This is a genomic window from Saccharothrix longispora, assembly GCF_031455225.1.
Taxonomy (GTDB): Bacteria; Actinomycetota; Actinomycetes; order Mycobacteriales; family Pseudonocardiaceae; genus Actinosynnema; species Actinosynnema longispora.
In genome coordinates this window covers 5,895,173-5,912,306 of the sequence record NZ_JAVDSG010000001.1, presented here as the reverse complement: position 1 = coordinate 5,912,306, position 17,134 = coordinate 5,895,173, and the positions used below count along the sequence as shown (strand labels likewise).

General features: G+C 72.6%; 20 protein-coding genes. 12 read left to right on the top strand and 8 right to left on the bottom strand.

Features of this window, described 5'->3' with window-relative positions:
- Positions 1–19 precede the first annotated feature (19 nt).
- The 6 genes from J2S66_RS24790 to J2S66_RS24765 all read left to right on the top strand — a co-directional run bounded on the left by J2S66_RS24790 (position 20) and on the right by J2S66_RS24765 (position 5,387).
- Positions 20–436 carry a GntR family transcriptional regulator gene (locus tag J2S66_RS24790; protein WP_310309692.1) on the top strand — a complete coding sequence of 139 codons (417 nt, stop codon included), beginning with the start codon at positions 20–22 and terminating at the stop codon, positions 434–436.
- A complete protein-coding gene (locus J2S66_RS24785; RefSeq protein WP_310309690.1) occupies positions 433–1,341 on the top strand; it encodes an ATP-binding cassette domain-containing protein in 909 nt (302 codons plus the stop codon). Before J2S66_RS24790 ends, J2S66_RS24785 begins: the two co-directional genes overlap by 4 nt.
- Positions 1,338–2,384 (top strand): ABC-2 membrane transporter-related protein, encoded by a 1,047-nt coding sequence (locus J2S66_RS24780; protein WP_310309689.1) that lies wholly within the window; start codon positions 1,338–1,340, stop codon positions 2,382–2,384. Before J2S66_RS24785 ends, J2S66_RS24780 begins: the two co-directional genes overlap by 4 nt.
- A 69-nt stretch (positions 2,385–2,453) precedes the next feature.
- On the top strand, positions 2,454–3,656 hold the full coding sequence (locus J2S66_RS24775; protein ID WP_310309688.1) for a 5-(carboxyamino)imidazole ribonucleotide synthase: 1,203 nt from the start codon (positions 2,454–2,456) through the stop codon (positions 3,654–3,656).
- On the top strand, positions 3,653–4,186 hold the full coding sequence (gene purE / locus J2S66_RS24770) for a 5-(carboxyamino)imidazole ribonucleotide mutase (RefSeq protein WP_306748569.1): 534 nt from the start codon (positions 3,653–3,655) through the stop codon (positions 4,184–4,186). The genes J2S66_RS24775 and purE overlap by 4 nt, the downstream gene beginning before the upstream one ends.
- Before the next feature lie 37 nt (positions 4,187–4,223).
- Positions 4,224–5,387 (top strand): acyl-CoA dehydrogenase, encoded by a 1,164-nt coding sequence (locus J2S66_RS24765; protein WP_310309687.1) that lies wholly within the window; start codon positions 4,224–4,226, stop codon positions 5,385–5,387.
- 61 nt (positions 5,388–5,448) lie between these two features.
- Here the strand turns inward: J2S66_RS24765 and J2S66_RS24760 are convergent, their stop codons facing one another.
- Complete coding sequence (locus J2S66_RS24760) at positions 5,449–5,928, bottom strand: SRPBCC family protein (protein WP_310309686.1); 480 nt, start codon at positions 5,926–5,928, stop codon at positions 5,449–5,451.
- Entirely contained in the window at positions 5,928–6,257 is a 330-nt protein-coding gene (locus tag J2S66_RS24755) for an ArsR/SmtB family transcription factor (RefSeq protein WP_310309684.1), read from the bottom strand. Before J2S66_RS24755 ends, J2S66_RS24760 begins: the two co-directional genes overlap by 1 nt.
- 155 nt (positions 6,258–6,412) lie before the next feature.
- On the opposite strand from J2S66_RS24755, the gene J2S66_RS24750 reads away from it, so the two are divergent.
- Positions 6,413–6,823: a DoxX family protein gene (locus tag J2S66_RS24750; RefSeq protein ID WP_310309683.1), complete on the top strand. Its 411-nt coding sequence runs from the start codon at positions 6,413–6,415 to the stop codon at positions 6,821–6,823.
- Here the strand turns inward: J2S66_RS24750 and J2S66_RS24745 are convergent.
- From J2S66_RS24745 to J2S66_RS24735, 3 genes are all read right to left on the bottom strand, one after another.
- Positions 6,820–7,515, bottom strand: a complete 696-nt coding sequence (locus J2S66_RS24745) for a TIGR03089 family protein (RefSeq protein WP_310309682.1) — start codon at positions 7,513–7,515, stop codon at positions 6,820–6,822. The genes J2S66_RS24750 and J2S66_RS24745 overlap by 4 nt on opposite strands.
- Positions 7,516–7,874: 359 nt before the next feature.
- Positions 7,875–9,122: an LCP family protein gene (locus J2S66_RS24740; RefSeq protein WP_310309681.1), complete on the bottom strand. Its 1,248-nt coding sequence runs from the start codon at positions 9,120–9,122 to the stop codon at positions 7,875–7,877.
- An 84-nt stretch (positions 9,123–9,206) separates the two neighbouring features.
- Positions 9,207–10,664 carry an LCP family protein gene (locus tag J2S66_RS24735; RefSeq protein ID WP_310309679.1) on the bottom strand — a complete coding sequence of 486 codons (1,458 nt, stop codon included), beginning with the start codon at positions 10,662–10,664 and terminating at the stop codon, positions 9,207–9,209.
- Between the two features lie 268 nt (positions 10,665–10,932).
- On the opposite strand from J2S66_RS24735, the gene rfbB reads away from it, so the two are divergent.
- From rfbB to J2S66_RS24710, 5 genes are all read left to right on the top strand, one after another.
- Complete coding sequence (rfbB, locus tag J2S66_RS24730) at positions 10,933–11,925, top strand: dTDP-glucose 4,6-dehydratase (protein WP_310309677.1); 993 nt, start codon at positions 10,933–10,935, stop codon at positions 11,923–11,925.
- A gap of 1 nt (position 11,926) precedes the next feature.
- Complete coding sequence (gene rfbD / locus J2S66_RS24725; RefSeq protein WP_310309676.1) at positions 11,927–12,820, top strand: dTDP-4-dehydrorhamnose reductase; 894 nt, start codon at positions 11,927–11,929, stop codon at positions 12,818–12,820.
- 122 nt (positions 12,821–12,942) lie between these two features.
- Positions 12,943–14,046, top strand: coding sequence for an ABC transporter permease (locus tag J2S66_RS24720; protein WP_310309675.1), 1,104 nt, complete (start codon positions 12,943–12,945; stop codon positions 14,044–14,046).
- Positions 14,043–14,723 carry an ABC transporter ATP-binding protein gene (locus tag J2S66_RS24715; RefSeq protein ID WP_310309674.1) on the top strand — a complete coding sequence of 227 codons (681 nt, stop codon included), beginning with the start codon at positions 14,043–14,045 and terminating at the stop codon, positions 14,721–14,723. Before J2S66_RS24720 ends, J2S66_RS24715 begins: the two co-directional genes overlap by 4 nt.
- The gene (locus J2S66_RS24710) at positions 14,723–15,337 is read left to right on the top strand and encodes a TetR/AcrR family transcriptional regulator (protein WP_310309673.1); all 615 of its coding nucleotides are present in this window, start codon (positions 14,723–14,725) and stop codon (positions 15,335–15,337) included. The genes J2S66_RS24715 and J2S66_RS24710 overlap by 1 nt, the downstream gene beginning before the upstream one ends.
- 83 nt (positions 15,338–15,420) lie before the next feature.
- Here J2S66_RS24710 and J2S66_RS24705 read toward each other — a convergent pair whose 3' ends face one another.
- The 3 genes from J2S66_RS24705 to J2S66_RS24695 all read right to left on the bottom strand — a co-directional run bounded on the left by J2S66_RS24705 (position 15,421) and on the right by J2S66_RS24695 (position 17,126).
- Entirely contained in the window at positions 15,421–15,861 is a 441-nt protein-coding gene (locus J2S66_RS24705) for an Imm1 family immunity protein (protein ID WP_310309672.1), read from the bottom strand.
- A gap of 237 nt (positions 15,862–16,098) precedes the next feature.
- Positions 16,099–16,287 (bottom strand): DUF397 domain-containing protein, encoded by a 189-nt coding sequence (locus J2S66_RS24700; protein ID WP_310309670.1) that lies wholly within the window; start codon positions 16,285–16,287, stop codon positions 16,099–16,101.
- Entirely contained in the window at positions 16,269–17,126 is an 858-nt protein-coding gene (locus J2S66_RS24695) for a helix-turn-helix domain-containing protein (RefSeq protein WP_310309668.1), read from the bottom strand. The genes J2S66_RS24700 and J2S66_RS24695 overlap by 19 nt, the downstream gene beginning before the upstream one ends.
- Positions 17,127–17,134 lie beyond the last annotated feature (8 nt).

The following is a 17,134-nucleotide window of genomic DNA, read 5'->3' as shown; positions in this document are numbered from 1 at the left end:
AGAACACTTTGGGGACGCGGTGGAGTTCCGCATCGACCGGTCCAGCGGTCTCCCCGCGTACCTGCAACTCGTGCGGCAGGTGCGCGAGGCGCTGAGGCTCGGCCTGCTGGGGCCCGGGGACCGGCTGCCGACCGTGCGCGACGTCGTCGGCACGAGCGGGGTCAACGCCAACACCGTGTTGAAGGCGTACCGGGAGCTGGAGATGTCGGGCCTGGTGGAGGCCCGCCAGGGGTCGGGGACGTTCGTGAAGGCCGGACTCGGGTCGACCGACCCGGCGGTGATGTCCGCGCTGCGCGCGCGGCTGTTCGAGTGGGTCCGCGAAGCCCGCGAGGCGGGGCTGGACGCTGAGGACGTCGACGCGCTCGTGCGCTCGGTCCTCGGCGTCCCCGACGAGGGCGACCGGAACCGCGGGGGAGAGGGGGTGGCGGTCCTGTGAGCACCGCCGTCGAGACCGTCGGCACCGGTGCGACCGCGTTCGCGGTGCGCGCGCGGTCGCTGGGCAAGCGCTACCGGGACACGTGGGCGCTGCGCGACTGCACGTTCGACCTGCCCGCCGGCCGGGTCGCCGCGCTGGTCGGCGCCAACGGCGCGGGCAAGACCACGTTGATGACGGTCCTCGCGGGCCTCCTCGACGCCGACGAGGGGTCGGCGGGCGCGGTCGGCCGCGTGGCGTTCGTGTCGCAGGAGAAGCCGGTGTACCGGCACTTCACCCCCGCCGACGTGCTGAAGCTCGGCGCGCGCCTCAACGTCGTGTGGGACGAGGGGCGCGCCCGCCGCTGGCTGGAGCGCTTCGAGGTCCCGCTGGACCGGGCGTGCGGCAAGCTGTCCGGCGGCCAGCAGGCGCAGGTGGCGTTCGCGCTGGCCATCGGCTCGCGGCCGACCGTGCTGATGCTCGACGAGCCGTTGGCCAACCTCGACCCGCTGGCCCGCCGCGAGGTCACCGCCGAGCTGCTGACCGAGGTCGACGAGACCGGCATGACCGTGCTGCTGTCCACGCACGTCGTGGCCGAGCTGGGCGGGGTGGCCGACTACCTGCTGCTCCTCGCCCACGGCCGGCTGCTGGCCGGCGGCGACCTGGACGAGCTGCTCGCGCGGCACGTCGCCTACACCGGTCCGCGCTCGGACGTGCCGCCCGCCCTGGGCGAGGTCGTCGAGGCGCGCCACCGCGGCAAGCAGTCGACGTTCCTGGTGAAGCTGCCCGACGGACACCCGCGCCCGGTCGTGGCGGGGCAGTGGACCGAGCGGGCCGTGACGTTGGAGGACTACGTGCTCGCGCAGCTCGCGGCCACCCGCAAGGGCCTCGCGCCGACCGGTCCGGGACCGAGGGGGTTCGGCGCGTGACCACCGACGTGACCGGCACCGACGTGACCGACGCCGACGCCACCGCCGCCGGCACGACCGCCGCCGCGCCGCCGGTCACCCGGTCCGCCGTCGGCTGGCGGGACCTGGCCTGGCTGACCTGGCGACAGCACCGCGGCGGCATCGGCGCCTGCGCCCTCGTCGTCGCGGGCGCCGCCTGCCTCGCGCTGGCCCTGGCCGCGCACATCACCGCCAGCGGGCACAGCCGGCACGAGCTGTTCGGCGTGTTCGACTACCCGGACCTCGCGCAGGTGCTGACCCTCACGCCGCTGCTGCTCGGACCGGTGGTCGCCGGGTTCTGGACCGCGCCCCTGCTGGCCCGCGAGTACGAGCAGCGCACACACCTCGTCGTGTGGAGCCAGGACGTCACCGCCGTCCGCTGGCTGACCGGCAAGGTCGTGCTGCTCGGCGTGCTCGCCGTCGCCCTGGCCGCCGGCCTCGGCTCGTCGCTGGTCGTGCTCATGGACAGCGTGAACGCGACCAGCGTCGACTACGCGCCGTTCCGGCCGTTCGAGAGCCAGGTGTTCGAGGCCGCACCGCAGGTGCAGGCGGCCTACGCGGCGTTCGCCTTCGCCCTGGGGCTCGCGCTGAGCGCGCTCACCCGCCGCACGGTGGTGTCCATGGGGCTCGCGCTGGTCGGGTTCGCCTTCGCCCGCTTCTTCGTCGCCGCCGGGTGGCGACCCCACTACCGGGAACCGGAGCGCGTGCTGGAGCCCTACGTGGCGGACGGCCTGCTGTACTCGCGGATGCTCGACGACGACAGCTGGGTCGTGGACAGCGGGTACGCCGACGCCGCGGGCGACGAGGTCGACTTCCCCCGGTACTGCGTCACCACCGGCCAGGACGTCGACCCGGCGTATACCAAGTGCGTCACCGACAGCGGCGTGGCGCAGCACTACGCGGACTACCAGCCGGGCGACCGCGCGGCGGCGTTCCAGTGGGTCGAGTCCGCCGTCTTCGCGGTGCCGGCCGCGGCGCTGCTCGTGCTGGTCTTCGTGTGGGTGCGCCGGTCGCACCGCGTCTGACGGCGAGGTCCCGCCCGTGCCGGGGTGCGTGCGGGACCACGGTGTTTGTGCAGGTAGACTCACCGACCCGTGGACTCCCGAACCCGTCTCCCCGTCGTCGGCATGATCGGCGGCGGCCAGCTGGCGCGCATGACGCACCAGGCCGCGATCCCCCTGGGCCAGTCGCTGCGGGTGCTCGCCGAGTCGGACTCCGACCCCGCCGCGCTCGTCGCCCGCGACGTGGAGCTGGGCAGGCACACCGACCTGGACGCGCTGCGCGCCTTCGCCAAGTCGTGCGACGTGGTCACGTTCGACCACGAGCACGTGCCCCAGGAGCACCTGCGCGAGCTGGTCGCGGACGGCGTGAAGGTCTCGCCGGGCCCGGATGCCCTGGTGCACGCCCAGGACAAGCTGGTCATGCGCGTGAAGCTGGCCGGGCTGGGCCTGCCCGTGCCGCCGTTCGCCGAGGTCGCCGACACCGGTGACGTGCTGCGCTTCGGCGCGGAGCACGGGTGGCCGTGCGTGCTCAAGGCCGTGCGCGGCGGGTACGACGGGCGCGGCGTGTGGATGCTGAACACCCCGCAGAGCGCCCAGCGGGTCGTGCCCGAGCTGCTCGACGTCGGCACCCCGCTGATGGTCGAGCAGTGCGTGCCCATGCGCCGCGAGCTGGCCGCCCTGGTCGCGCGCTCGCCGTTCGGGCAGGGCGCGGCGTGGCCGCTGGTGCAGACCGTGCAGCGGGAGGGCATCTGCGTCGAGGTCCTGGCGCCCGCGCCCGCCGCCGGCGGCGAGGAGGCCCCGGGCGAGGAGGCGCAGGAGCTGGCGCTGAGGATCGCCCACGAGTTGGGCGTCGTCGGCCTGCTCGCCGTGGAGCTGTTCGACACCGCCGACGGCCTGGTGGTCAACGAGCTGGCCATGCGCCCCCACAACTCGGGCCACTGGACCATCGAGGGCGCCCGCACGTCCCAGTTCGAGCAGCACCTGCGCGCCGTCCTGGACTACCCGCTCGGCGCGACGGACCTCGTCGCGCCCGCCGTCGTCATGGCGAACGTGCTGGGCGCGGCGGACGCGTCCGACATGGGCCCCGACGAACGGCTGCACCACCTGTTCGCCCGGTTCCCCGACGCCCACGTGCACCTGTACGGCAAGGCGGAGCGGCCGGGCCGCAAGATCGGGCACGTCACCCTCCTCGGCGAGCGGATGGAGGAGGTGCGCGAACGGGCGAGGCTCGCCGCGCACTGGCTGTCCGACGGAGTGTGGCTCGACGGGTACGACATCCACGGAGGAGAGCAGTGACGCAGGTCGGCGTGATCATGGGCAGCGACTCGGACTGGCCCGTGATGGGGGCCGCGGCCGAGGCGCTGGCCGAGTTCGGCGTGACCTACGAGGTCGGCGTGTACTCGGCGCACCGCACGCCGCAGCGGATGCTGGACTACGCGGCGTCCGCCGCCTCGCGCGGCCTCCGGGTGATCATCGCGGGCGCGGGCGGCGCGGCGCACCTGCCGGGCATGGTGGCCTCGGCGACCGTGCTGCCGGTGATCGGCGTGCCGGTGCCGCTGAAGTACCTCGACGGGATGGACTCGCTGCTGTCGATCGTGCAGATGCCCGCCGGCGTGCCGGTGGCCACCGTGTCGGTCGGGGGCGCGCGCAACGCGGGCCTGCTGGCGGTGCGCGTCCTGGCCGCGTCCGACCCGGTGCTGCGGGAGCGGATGGCCGAGTTCCAGGCGTCCCTCTCGGACCTGGTGCTGGAGAAGGACGCGGCGCTGCGCGCCCGGGCGGGTGTTGTTGCGGACGGCACAGCGGACAGTGGCGTGAACGCGCGCTAACATCCTGGTAGGACGCCCTACCGGGAGGTAACTTAACGTGGACCCGAGCTTCGGTACCTACCAGCTCGCCGAGGAGCACGAGGCGCTGCGCGAGGCGGTCCGGTCACTGGCCGACAAGGAGATCGCGCCGCACGCCGCGGAGGTGGACGAGCAGGAGCGCTTCCCGGTCGAGGCGTTGAACGCGCTGGTGAAGTCCGGTTTCGCCGCCGTGCACGTGCCCGAGGCCTACGACGGCCAGGGCGCCGACTCGGTGGCCACCTGCATCGTGATCGAAGAGGTGGCGCGCGTGTGCGCGTCGTCGTCCCTGATCCCGGCGGTGAACAAGCTGGGCACCATGCCGATCCTGCTGGCGGCGTCGGAGTCGCTCAAGCAGCAGGTGCTGCCGTCCATCGCCTCCGGTGAGGCCATGGCGTCCTACGCGCTGTCCGAGCGCGAGGCCGGCTCGGACACCGCGTCCATGCGCACCCGCGCCCGCCTCGACGGCGACCACTGGGTGCTCAACGGCACCAAGTGCTGGATCACCAACGCCGGCGAGTCCACCTGGTACACGGTGATGGCCGTGACCGACCCCGACGCCCCGAAGAAGTCGCAGGGCATCTCGGCGTTCGTCGTGCACAAGGACGACCCGGGCTTCGTCGTCGGCTCGAAGGAGCGCAAGCTCGGCATCAAGGGCTCGCCCACCCGCGAGATCCACTTCGAGAACTGCACCATCCCCGCGGACCGGATCATCGGCGAGCCGGGCACGGGCCTGAAGACCGCCCTGCGCACCCTCGACCACACCCGCCCGACCATCGGCGCGCAGGCCGTCGGCATCGCGCAGGGCGCCCTGGAGCAGGCCATCGCCTACACCAAGGACCGCAAGCAGTTCGGCACGTCGATCGCCGACTTCCAGGGCGTGCAGTTCATGCTGGCCGACATGGCGATGAAGGTCGAGGCCGCCCGCCACATGGTCTACGTGGCCGCCGCGAAGGCCGAGCGCGGAGAGCCGAACATCGGCTTCATCACCGCCGCGGCCAAGTGCTTCGCCTCGGACGTCGCGATGGAGGTGACGACCGACGCCGTGCAGCTGTTCGGCGGCGCCGGCTACACCCGCGACTTCCCGGTGGAGCGCATGATGCGCGACGCGAAGATCACCCAGATCTACGAGGGCACGAACCAGATCCAGCGCGTCGTGATGTCCCGCGCCCTGCTCAAGGGCTGATCCGCTCCGCCGGCCGACGGCCCGGACGCGCGCCCACCGCGCGCCTCCGGGCCGTTCGGCGTCACGACCGTTCGGCGAGGTACGCGGCCAGGCGCTCGTAGCTCGTCGTCGCCCCGTCCCTCATGCCGGTTCCGCTCGCGCGGTCGCGGGCCTCCTTCGACGGGAACCTCATCGTCTGCACGACGGTCGTGCGGTCGCCGTCGGCGGTGAACTCGGTCGTGTTCACCGTCTCCGGCCACTCCGGGCCCCACGACTCGGTCTGCACGGTGCGCGTGTGCGGGGTGACCTCCAGGTACCGGCCGACCATGGACATCGTGCTGCCGTCCGGCCGGTGCCACACCATGTGCCACCGGCCGCCGGGGCGGAGGTCGATCTCGCAGACCGGCATGGTCCAGCCGTCCGGGCCCAGCATCCAGTGCACGACGTGCTCGGGCTTGGTGAAGGCGTCGAAGACCAGGTGCCGGGGCGCGTCGAACGTCCGCGTCATCGCCACCTCGACGTCGGACGGCAGGCTCCACGGCACGGTGTCGGTGGTGCTCATCACTCGGTCTCCTTCATGTGTCGGAGGTAGGCGTCCAGGCGGCGGTAGCTGGGCTCCCAGAAGTGGCGGAACGCCTCGGCCCACTCGCTGACCTCGCGCAACGGCGTCGCGTCGAGGGCGCACGGCCGCCACTGCGCGTCCCGGCCGCGCGTGATCAGGCCTGCGCGCTCCAGCACGCGCAGGTGCTTCGACACCGCCGGACCGCTCATCGCGAACGGCTCGGACAGCTCCTTCACGGTCGCCGCGCCCTCCGCGAGCCGGGCCAGGATGGCCCGTCGCGTCGGATCGGCCAGCGCGGCGAAGGTGAGGCTGAGGGGGTCGTCCGCCATCCTTGTACCTAACCAATCGGTTATCTAACCGGTCGGTTAAGCAAAGCGCCCTGTCGGGTCGCTGTCAAGGCCGTATCGGGACCCTGTCGACGCGGGGGAGTAGTTGAAAATTCATATACCTTCGGGGGGTCGTTCGAAGACGAAGGGGAGTCGCAATGCTCAAGGACGTGGCAGCGCTCATCGGCCGCATCGGCGTCGGCGTGGTGTTCATCGCCCACGGCTGGCAGAAGGTCGCCGAATGGGGGCTCGACGGCACGGCGACCGCGTTCGCGGGCATGGGTGTGCCGCTGCCGACGCTCTCCGCCTGGTTCGCCGCGGTCGTCGAACTGGGCGGCGGCGCGCTGCTGCTCCTCGGCGTCGTCACGCCCGTCGTCGGCGTGCTGCTCGCGGTGGACATGCTCGGCGCGCTCGTGATCGTGCACCTGTCCAACGGCCTGCTCGGGCAGGGTGGCTACGAACTGGTGCTCGTGCTGGGCGTGGCGGCGCTGGCGCTCGGCTTCAACGCCGGCTCGCTCGCCCTCGACCGCGTGGTGAAGGATCGGCGCCACGCCGCCGTGGCCGCCTAGCCGACCAGGTCCAGGGTCGTCTGCTCGTCGATGCGGCGGGTGGCGAGCAGGTCCGGGGCGGCGTTGCTGCACTGGACCAGCGACCCGCCGCCCGCCAGCACGGCGAGGAAGCCGTTCAGCAAACCGTCCGGCATGGACCAGTCCAGGGTGGACAGCACGCGCGAGGACGTCGTGATGCCCAGCGTCTCCGCCCGGTGGTGGGCCTCGGACACCACCTCGTCCACAGTGGACTTCAGCAGCGCGGGCGTCGCCCCCGGCACCGGTTCCCACGGCGCGAAGTCGTCACCGTGCACCCGCACGTCGTCGTTGTAGTCGACCGGGGCGCCGCCGCCCAGTCCCATCGGGTGCAGCGACGCCACCGCCACGACCCCCGCGCCCGGGGCGACCCCGCCCGGCGCCACGACCGCCACCTTCGCGCCGGTCGGGTCGTCCGTCACCGCCGCGCCGCACCACCAGGCCCCGAGCAGCACGCCCGCCGTCTGCCAGTGCGCCGGCAGCAGCACCGCGACCGGGTCGCCGTGCTCCACGTCGTGCTCGTCGCGCAGCCAGTTGGCCGTCTTCGCCGCCCAGTTGCGCACGGTCGCCCGGGACAGCTCCACGCGCGTGCCCGCGGCGTCGTCGTAGTGGGTGATCAGGGGACGGCCGGGGTTCGCGGCGAACAAGGGGGCGAACAGCGCATCCGTGACGGTCATGGCACAACCTTGCCACGCCGGCCGTGACGTCCCACCACCATCCCCGCGCGGAGCCGCGCCCGGCCCGCGGGATCGGCGCGCCCGGTCGGCGGCGACCCGCCGGGTGGGTTGGCGGCACCGGCCGGGGGAGGGTGGGCGGTGGTGGGGCGGGTGGTGGTGACACCTGCGGGAGCCGGCAGTGGTGGGACCGGCGGGGTGGGCGTCGTGGTGGGTCGGAGGGGTCGTGGTGGACGGCCGGGTGGTCTCGGGGGTCCGATTCTCTCAACCGAGAACCGTAACGTCGTTTCCGTACATTCCGCCCGCTGTCTTCACCCGATCCAGCTACTTCCCGACCCGGAAAGCCCAGGTCGCCCCGCTGTCTAGTCCACGCACGGCGGCCCCTGCAACCCCGCCGCCAGAGCCCGACCGCCGCCGTCCAGGGCCAGCAACCTACCCCCGCCGAACCCCGGCGGGGTGGGCGCCGCCGACGAACCGGGGGCGACCGGCGAACCGGGGGCGGCCGACGGATCAGGGACGGCCGACGAACCGGGGGCGGTCGACGGGGTCGGAACCACCGTCGTCTTCTTCTCGCCCAGCACCTGCGCCACGAACGCCTTCACCTGCGCGGGGTCCACGGTGACCACGCTCTGGCCCTGTTCGTTCACCACCCCGACGCCCGTCACCGGGATGGTCGCGAACTCCACGTTCCCGCCGGCCAGCCCCTGCGCCTGCGCGGCCAGGGTGGTGAGGTCGAAGTTCTCGTCCACGACCACCGACTTGCTCACCGCGTCCAACAACCCCGACAGCCTCGCCTGGTCGGTCAGCGTCCCCGCCGACAGCAGCTTCGACACCGCCGACGACATGAACACCTGCTGCCTGGTGATGCGACCGAGGTCGCCGTTGGGGACGCCCTTCCGCTGCCGCACGAACGCCAGCGCGTCACCCCCGGACACGGTCTGCGGGCCGGCCCGGAAGTTCGCGCCCGAGTCCGGGTCCGAGGTCGCCGCCTTCAGGCACACGTCCACCCCGCCGATGACCTGCGTCAGCAGGTAGAACCCGTAGAGGTTGACCTCCGCGTAGTGGTCGACCCGCACCCCGGTCAGCTCCTGCACGACCTGCACCAGTGCCCGCCTGCCGGCCTGGTCGCCCTCGCGCGAGCGCTCCTCCAGCGGCACCCCCGACGCGGCCAGGCGCTCCATCGTGAAGAACTTCGTCACGCCGTACGCGGAGTTGATCTTCTCCTGTCCCTGGCCGGGGATGGTGACGTACGTGTCGCGCGGGATCGACACGGCGTGCGCCTTGCCGCCGTGCTTCGGCACCCGCAGCACGATGATCGTGTCGGTGTTGAGCGTGTCGGTCGCCTCGGTGCGCAACCGCCGCAGCACGTCGTCCGGCAGCGGCCGCCCCTGGGCGTCGGTGCGGCTGTCGCTGCCGACGAGCAGGATGTCGGTCGCGCCGTCCTCGACGGGCGGGGCGTTGGGCACGTCCTCCAGCACCGTCAGCACGTCCGTCTTGTTCACGCTCTCCTGGACGCGCTGCACCGTCGCCCAGCCGTACCCGGCCACCGCCAACACGGCCGCGGACAGCAGTGCGACCAGCACGCGCCCGGTGATCACCGCGGCCTTCACGGCGTTCCTCCGCTCCCCGAACCTGTCCGATCAGGCTAACCACCTTCGGCCGGTCGGACGCCGGTGAGCGCCTGGGTGGGGTGTTCAGTTGACGCAGACCACACCGTCGGCGGTGATCGGCGGGGTGGGACCGGTCGTCGGGGCGACCGCGGTGCGGGTCTCGTCGGCCGACGCCGGGTCGGACGAGTCGGGCGGGGAGTAGTCCGCCCCGACGTGGACGTGGACCTGCCCCTCGGGCACGGAGTCGTCCTCGACGGCCTGGGCGTTACCGCCCAGCGCGGCGACCACCGCCTCGGCGGAGGCGCGTTCGCCCTCGGCGTACCGGACGGTGGTGGTGTCGGAGTACGTCCCGGTGTGGGCCTCGCCGCGCTGGAAGCCCTTGCGGGCCAACAGGTCCAGCACCGTGCCGGCGAGCCCGCTCACGCCCGCCGCGTTGTAGGTCTGCACGGTGATCTCGGACGCGTCCGGTCCGGTCGGGGTAGTGGTGGTCACAGGGGCGGACGAGGACGGGGAGGCGGACGAGGACGAGGAGCTGTCCGCGGCCAGCCCCTTGATGAACTGCCGCACCTGCACCGGGTCGACCGGCAGCACGTTGCCGGCGTCCCACGTGTCCGTCGGCTCACCGACGGGAATGGTGCGGAACTGGATGTTGCCCGAGACCAGGCCCCGCATCTGCTCGGCGAACTCGGTGATGTTCCACCGCTCGCTCAGCACCACGGACTTCTTCACGGCCGTCACGAGCTGGTTGAGCCGGTCGAAGTCGGTCAGCGTGCCGGTGGACAGCACCTTCTTCGCCAGCGCCCCGATGAACACCTGCTGCCGCACGATCCGGTCGAGGTCGCCGCCGGGCAGGCCGCCGCGCTGCCGCACGAACGCCAGCGCCTCCCGGCCGGCGATGGTCTGCCGGCCCGCCGCGAAGTCCGCGCCCGAGTCGGAGTCGCTCGTGGCCTTGTTCACGCACACCTCGACGCCGCCGATGGCCTGCGTCACCTCGTAGAAGCTCGCCAGGTTGACCTCGGCGTACCGGTCGATCGTCACGGCGCCGCCGGTCAGCCCCTCGATGGTCTTGATGAGCGTCTTGCGCCCGGCGAGCGTCGACTCCCGCTCGATCCGCGCCTCGTCGGTCACGCCTTGTTCGCGCAACTCCTGCGCGGTGTCGTTCTTCTGCCGCGCCATCGCCGAGTTGAGCTTGTGCTTGCCGAACCCGTCGGCGATCTCGACGTACGAGTCGCGCGGGAACGAGACGGCGACGGCACGGGTGCCGTCCTGGGGGACGTGCACCAGGATCATGGTGTCGGTGTTCAGCGTGCCGTCCGCCACACCGCCGTTGAGGAGCGCCAGCACCTCGTCGGACAGCGGGTTGCCCTGCGCGTCCGTGCGGCTGTCCACGCCCACGAGCAGGATGTCGACCGCGCCGTCGAGCGGCTTGCGCGCCACGCCGTCGGGCGACTCGGTCACCGAGTTCGGGATGACGTCGGTCGTGGTGAGGTTGTCCTCCAGGTCCTTGAAGTAGTACCAGCCGTACCACGTGACGGCGAGCACAGCCGCCGAGAGGAGGGCCAGGAACGAACGCGCGGTGACCAGAAGAGCACGCAGCGCTGTCGATCCGGCGGCTCTCCCGTGCGGACTCGGGTCCACTGGCCTGCCTCCCCCGTGTGCACAACCTGCCTGGTCAAAGGTAGTCGCGGACGGGTGAACCTCGCCGGACACTCTTCTTATACGGGAGACGCTGTAACAACCGGGTGGGTTGCACGGGTTATCCACTGACAGACTGCGATGGCACGAACCGCTGCGGAAGGGCGATCAGAGCATGCGCGTACTGGTGACGGGTGGGGCCGGCTTCATCGGCTCGCACTACGTGCGGGAATTGGTGGGCGGCGCTTACCCGGCCTACGCCGACGCGGAGGTGGTGGTGCTGGACAAGCTCACCTACGCGGGCAACGAGGCCAACCTGGCGCCGGTCGCGGACGACCCGCGGCTGACCTTCGTGCGGGGCGACATCTGCGACCCCGAGGTCGTCGCGGACGTGATGGCCCGCACGGACGTGGTGGTGCACTTCGCCGCCGAGTCCCACGTGGACCGTTCGATCTCCGGCTCGGCGGACTTCGTGCTGACCAACGTGCTGGGCACCCAGGTGCTGCTCCAGGGCGCGCTGGAGGCCGGCGTGGCCAAGTTCGTGCACGTCTCGACCGATGAGGTCTACGGCACGATCGACGAGGGCTCGTGGACCGAGGACCACCTCCTGGAGCCCAACTCGCCGTACTCGGCGTCCAAGGCGTCCTCGGACCTGCTGGCCCGCTCGTTCCACCGCACGCACGGCCTGCCGGTGAACATCACGCGGTGCTCGAACAACTACGGGCCGTACCAGTTCCCGGAGAAGGTCATCCCGCTGTTCGTCACGAACCTGGTGGACGGCAAGAAGGTCCCGCTGTACGGCGACGGCCTCAACGTGCGCGACTGGCTGCACGTCGACGACCACTGCCGGGGCATCCAGCTCGTGGTCGAGGGCGGTCGCGCCGGTGAGATCTACAACATCGGCGGCGGCACCGAGCTGACCAACCGCGAGCTGACCGGGAAGCTGCTGGAGGCCACCGGCCGCGACTGGGACTCGTTCGTCGAGCCGGTCGCCGACCGCAAGGGCCACGATCGCCGCTACTCGGTCGACATCACCAAGATCGGCACCGAGCTGGGGTACGCGCCCCGGGTCGACTTCGCCGAGGGCCTGGCCGCCACCGTGCGGTGGTACCGGGACAACCGGGCGTGGTGGGAGCCGCTGAAGCAGCGCTCGGCGCTGGCGGGCTGACGTGGCACTCGCACTCCTCGTGCCGGGCGGGCGCGGGCAGCTCGGGCGGGACGTCGTGGCGGCAGCCCCGGTGGACGGCCTCGTGCACGCCCCGTCGTCGGTGGAGCTGGACATCACCGACGCGCGCGTCGTGTCGGACGCGGTCGCGGCGTTCGCGGCGAACGCGCGCGACGCGGGCCTGCGGCCGGTGGTCGTGAACTGCGCCGCCTACACGGCGGTCGACGCGGCCGAGGCGGACGAGGAGCGGGCGCTCGCCGTCAACGCCACCGGTCCCGGCCTGCTCGCCGAGCACTGCCGCGCGCACGACGTGCCGCTGCTGCACGTGTCGACGGACTACGTGTTCCCCGGCGACGCCGCGCGGCCCTACGAGCCGTCCGACGAGACCGGGCCGCGCTCGGCGTACGGGCGCACGAAGCTCGCCGGCGAGCGGCGCGTGGTGGAGGCGTGGGACCGGTCCTGGGTCGTGCGCACCGCGTGGGTCTACGGCGCGCACGGGCCGAACTTCGTGAAGACGATGGCGCGCCTGGCGGGTGAGCGCGAGACGCTGACCGTGGTCGACGACCAGGTGGGGTCGCCGACGTGGTCGTTGGACCTCGCGCGCGGTCTGGTGGCGCTGGCGGGCTCGGTGGCCGCGGGCGGTTCGCCGGCCCGGGTGCTGCACGCGACCGGCGGCGGCGAGACGACGTGGTGCGGGTTCGCCCGCGCGGTGTTCGCCGAGCTGGGCCTGGACCCGGAGCGGGTGCGGCCGTGCGCGACGGAGGACTTCCCGCGCCCGGCGCCGCGCCCGGCGTACTCGGTGCTCTCCGGCAAGTCGTGGGAGGAGGCCGGGTTGCCGCCGCTGCGGCCGTGGCAGGAGGCCCTGTCGGTGGCCGTGGCGACGAAGGCGGTGCCCTAGGGGCCGGCGTTCGCGACCTCGCAGGGCGCACCCACCACGTGCCGACAGCTTGTCGGTAAGGTTGTCGACATGATGTCGGTAAGTTGTGGGCGGTGTCGCCCGTGTTCCTGACGATTCGCGAAGTGGTCTTCGCGCGAAGCCGGTTCGCGCTGATGGGCTCGGTCGTCGCGTTGACGGCGATCCTCATGGTGTTGCTGTCCGGCCTGTCGGAAGGGCTGGTGAACGACGGTGTGTCCGGGCTGAAGAAGCTGCCGGTCACCTCGTTCGCGTTCGAGCGGAGCGTGGCGACCGACGCCGCGTTCTCGCGCAGCGTCGTGGACCTCGACGCCGTGGACGAGTGGGCGGGCCGCCCCGGCGTCGCCGAGGCGGCGCCGTTCGGCAACACGCTGGTCAACGCGAGGACCGGCGGAGGTGTGGAGATCGACCTGGCGCTGTTCGGGGTCGAGCCCGGCTCGTTCGTCGACCCCGCCCCGGCGTCGGGCGAGCGGCTGGGCTCGAACCCCGGCGAGGTCGTGGTGAGCGCGACGGCGGTGGACGCGGGCGTGCGGCTCGGCGACGTCGTCACGCTCGACCGGATCGGCACCGAGCTGACGGTCGTGGGCGTGCTGGACGGCCAGCACACCTTCGGCCACGTCGACATCGGCTATGTGCCGCTGCGCACGTGGCAGGAGGTCCGGCTCGGCATCGGACCGGGCGACCAGGCGCCCGCCGGCACCTACGACGAGGTCACGGCGGTGGCGGTGCGGTCCGACGGGGCGGACCTCGGCGCGGCCGACGCCGCCGCCGGGACGACGTCGCTGACGCTGGGCGAGTCCTTCGGCGCGTCCCCCGGCTACACCGCGGAGACGGCGACCCTCCGGATGATCCAGGTCTTCCTCTACGCCATCTCCGCGCTGGTGGTGGGCGCCTTCTTCACGGTGCTGACCATCCACCGCAAACCGGAGATCGCCGTGCTGCGCGCGATGGGCGCGAGCACCTGGTACGTGCTGCGCGACAGCCTGGCCCAGTCCCTGGTGCTGCTGCTGGTCTCCACGGGCCTCGGGGTCGGCCTCGGGGTCGCCGCGGGCGCCGCCCTCGCCACGACGCCGATGCCGTTCGCGCTGAGCCCCGGCCCGGTGGCCCTCGCGTCGCTGCTGCTGATCGCCCTCGGCATGGTCGGCGCGTGCGTCGCGGTGCTGCGCATCACCAAGGTCGACCCCCTCACCGCCCTCGGAGGCAACCGATGAGCACCGGACTGCTCCTGGAAGAGGTCACCCTCCGCTACGGCGACGGGGAGGAGGTCACCTCCGCGCTGGACGACGTGAGCCTGCACGTCGGGCAGGGCGAGGTCATCGCCGTGGTGGGCCCCTCGGGTGCCGGCAAGTCGAGCCTGCTCGCGGTGGCGGGAGGTCTCACCGTCCCCGACTCCGGCCGGGTGCTCGTCGGCGGGATCGACCTCGCCGGGCGCGAGCGGGACCGGGCGCGCGTGCGGCGCGAGCGGATCGGCTACGTGTTCCAGAGCAACAACCTCATCCCGGCGCTGACCGCGGCCGACCAGGTCCGGCTGCCGCTGACGTTCGGCCGGGTGCCGAACCCGCGCGACCCGCGGGAACTGCTCGCCGAGGTGGGCATGGGGCACAAGGCGGACCGCAGGCCGCACCAGCTCTCCGGCGGCGAGCGGCAGCGCGTCGGCATCGCCCGCGCGCTCGTCACCCGCCCCAGCGTCCTGCTGGTCGACGAGCCGACCGCCGCGCTGGACCGCCGGCGCAGCAACGAGGTGCTCGAACTGCTGGTCGGCGAGACCCGCGCCCACGGGATGGCTACAGTCGTGGTCACGCACGACCACGACGTGCTGCGCCACTGCGACCGGGTGTTCGAGATGGTCGACGGCAGGCTGACGGCGGGGGAGCGCACCGCGGTGTAGTGGACGGCGTCACCGACCAGGAGGAGAACGTGCCCCGCATCCAGGCGCCCACCGTCGCAGAGCACCGCGCACGGCAGCGGCGGGCCATCCTGGACGCGGCGCGCGCGTTGCTCGCCGAGACGGGCGCGGCGCCGTCGCTGGCGGACGCGGCGGCGCGCGTCGGTCTCGCGAGGTCCAGCATCTACCAGTACTTCCCCTCGGCGGACGACCTGCTGGAGGCCGTGGTCTCGGACGTCTTCCCGACGTGGGCCTCCCGGGTGCTCGACCACGTCGCGGCGGCGACCGGCCCGGCGGACCGCGTCTGGGCGTACGTGGAGGCCAACGTCGAGCTGTTCGCGGGCCCGGACCAGGCCGTCGCGCGGGCCCTGCGGACCGTGGTGGACCCCGCGGTGCTGCGCGAGCACAGCGCGCACCTGCACGCCCGGCTCCAGGAGCCGCTCGTCGACTCCCTGCGCCTGCTCGGCGAGCCCGAGCCGGAGCGGATGGCCGAACTGGTCAACGCGGCCGTGCTCCGCGCGTCCCAGGACATCGACGGGGGCGGCCGGGCGCCCGCGCTGGCACTCCTGGACCGGCTGCTCCGCCCGTACCTGGACGCGTACCGCGCGAACCCGTGAGCCTCCCCGCGCGCCGACTCCGGAAGGCGTGCTCGCGGCGTCGCTGGTGACGCGCAAGCGCTTGCCGACCCGGGCCGGGGCGCCTAAGCCTCCCGCCACTCCACGCCGGACGGGCGCGTGGCCGTGTCCAGGAAGTCCTTCAGGGCGGCCGCCAGGACCTCCACCGGCACGCCCGTGCCCGCCGGGTAGTCCACGTACTCCGAGCGGAACTCGGGGGAGTCCGCCTCGCCCCGCAACACCGCGTAGTCGTGCTCCGGGTCCGCGTACGTCAGGTAGCCGAACCCGCCGTGCACCGCCGCCGCCACGTCGTGGTCCGGGATCTTCATCGCGCCCGGAGCGCCCAGCAGGCCCTCGGTGTCGGTGATCAGGTCGCGGTCGAGGTGCTCGATCACGGCCGGACCCGCGCCGGGTTCGGCCAGGCGGGACAGCAGGGTGTCGACGTCCTCCTGGGCGCTGACGGTCAGTTCGTCGGCGGCGTCGGGGTCGCCCGGGACGGAGATCGGCCACACAGCCGTGAAGCTCATGGCCGGCATCATCGCAGCGGACGCGGTGCGTGATCACGCGGGGGGCCGGGTTGCGCCGTTGGGGTGTTACCTCCCCACCCCACTGGTTTTGCGTTGAACCGGTGCGGGATTCTTGCCCGCATGCCCGAGTCCTCGACAGGTGTGACCGCGCGTCGCGACGAGAGCGAGCGCCAGCGGTTCCTGCGTCGCGTGTGCGCCGTGACCGGTTCGCGGCAGGTGTCGTGGAGCGTCCTCAGGTCACCCGACCGCCCGGTCCGCCCCTCGTAGGAACGCGGACCAGGAGCGCAGGGGGACTTCGAGCGTCCCGGCGGCCGGGTTCTTGCTGTCCCGCAAGCGGACCGCGTCGCGCACGCGGGCGGCCTCGACGCAGTTCGAGTTGGCTCCGCTGCGGCTGGACTTCCGCCAGGTCAGCTCCGAGGCTTCCATGAGCTGTGGCCCTCCTCGATGTACTGGCGCAGCAACGCGAGCGAGTCCTGCGGGCTCAACGCGGTGCCGCACAGGTGCTGGAAGGCCAGCCTATACCGCTCGACGTCGACGTCCTCCTCCAAGAAGAGGGTTCCGGTGAGGTGGTCGACGGCGACCGCGCCGGACCCGTCGTCGAACGTGAAGCACGAGAACGGCACGCCCATCGACACGTGCTCGCCCGCGCGGGTGGGGACGACCTGGAACTGCACGTTCGGCAGGGCGGCCAGTTCGACCAGCCGCGCGAGCTGGGCCGAGTGCACGTCCCGGCCGCCCACCGCGCGGACCAGGGTCGCCTCGGTGACGATCGCCCACACCGAGAGGGCGCCGTTCGACACCCGCTGCTGCCGGGTGGCGCGCAGTTCGGCGCGGTGTTCGACGTCGTCGTCGCTGATCCGGGGGAGGCCGGTGCGGAATACCGCCCGGCTGTAGTCCTGCGTCTGCAACAAGCCGGGCACGAGGTCGATCTCGAAGTTCCCGACGCTGACCGCGTCGGTCTCCAGTTCGGCGAAGTCGATGTTCTCCGGGTTCGCGACCCCGTGGTAGCCGAGGTACCAGCCGCGCGTCTTCGCGTTGCGCGCCAAGGCGACCATGCTCTCGGTGGTGTGGTCGCCCGCGCCGTAGAGCCGGCAGAGGAGGCGGACCTCCTCGGGCTTCACGCCGGCCAGGCTGGTCTCGATCTTGCTGATCTTGGGGTGCTTGCAGCCGAGTTCGGCCGCCGCGTCCTCGACGGTCCGGCCCGCCCGGGTGCGCAGTTGGCGGAGTCGACGGGCGAGTCGGCGCTGCTTCGCGGTGGTGGCCACAGTCCCTC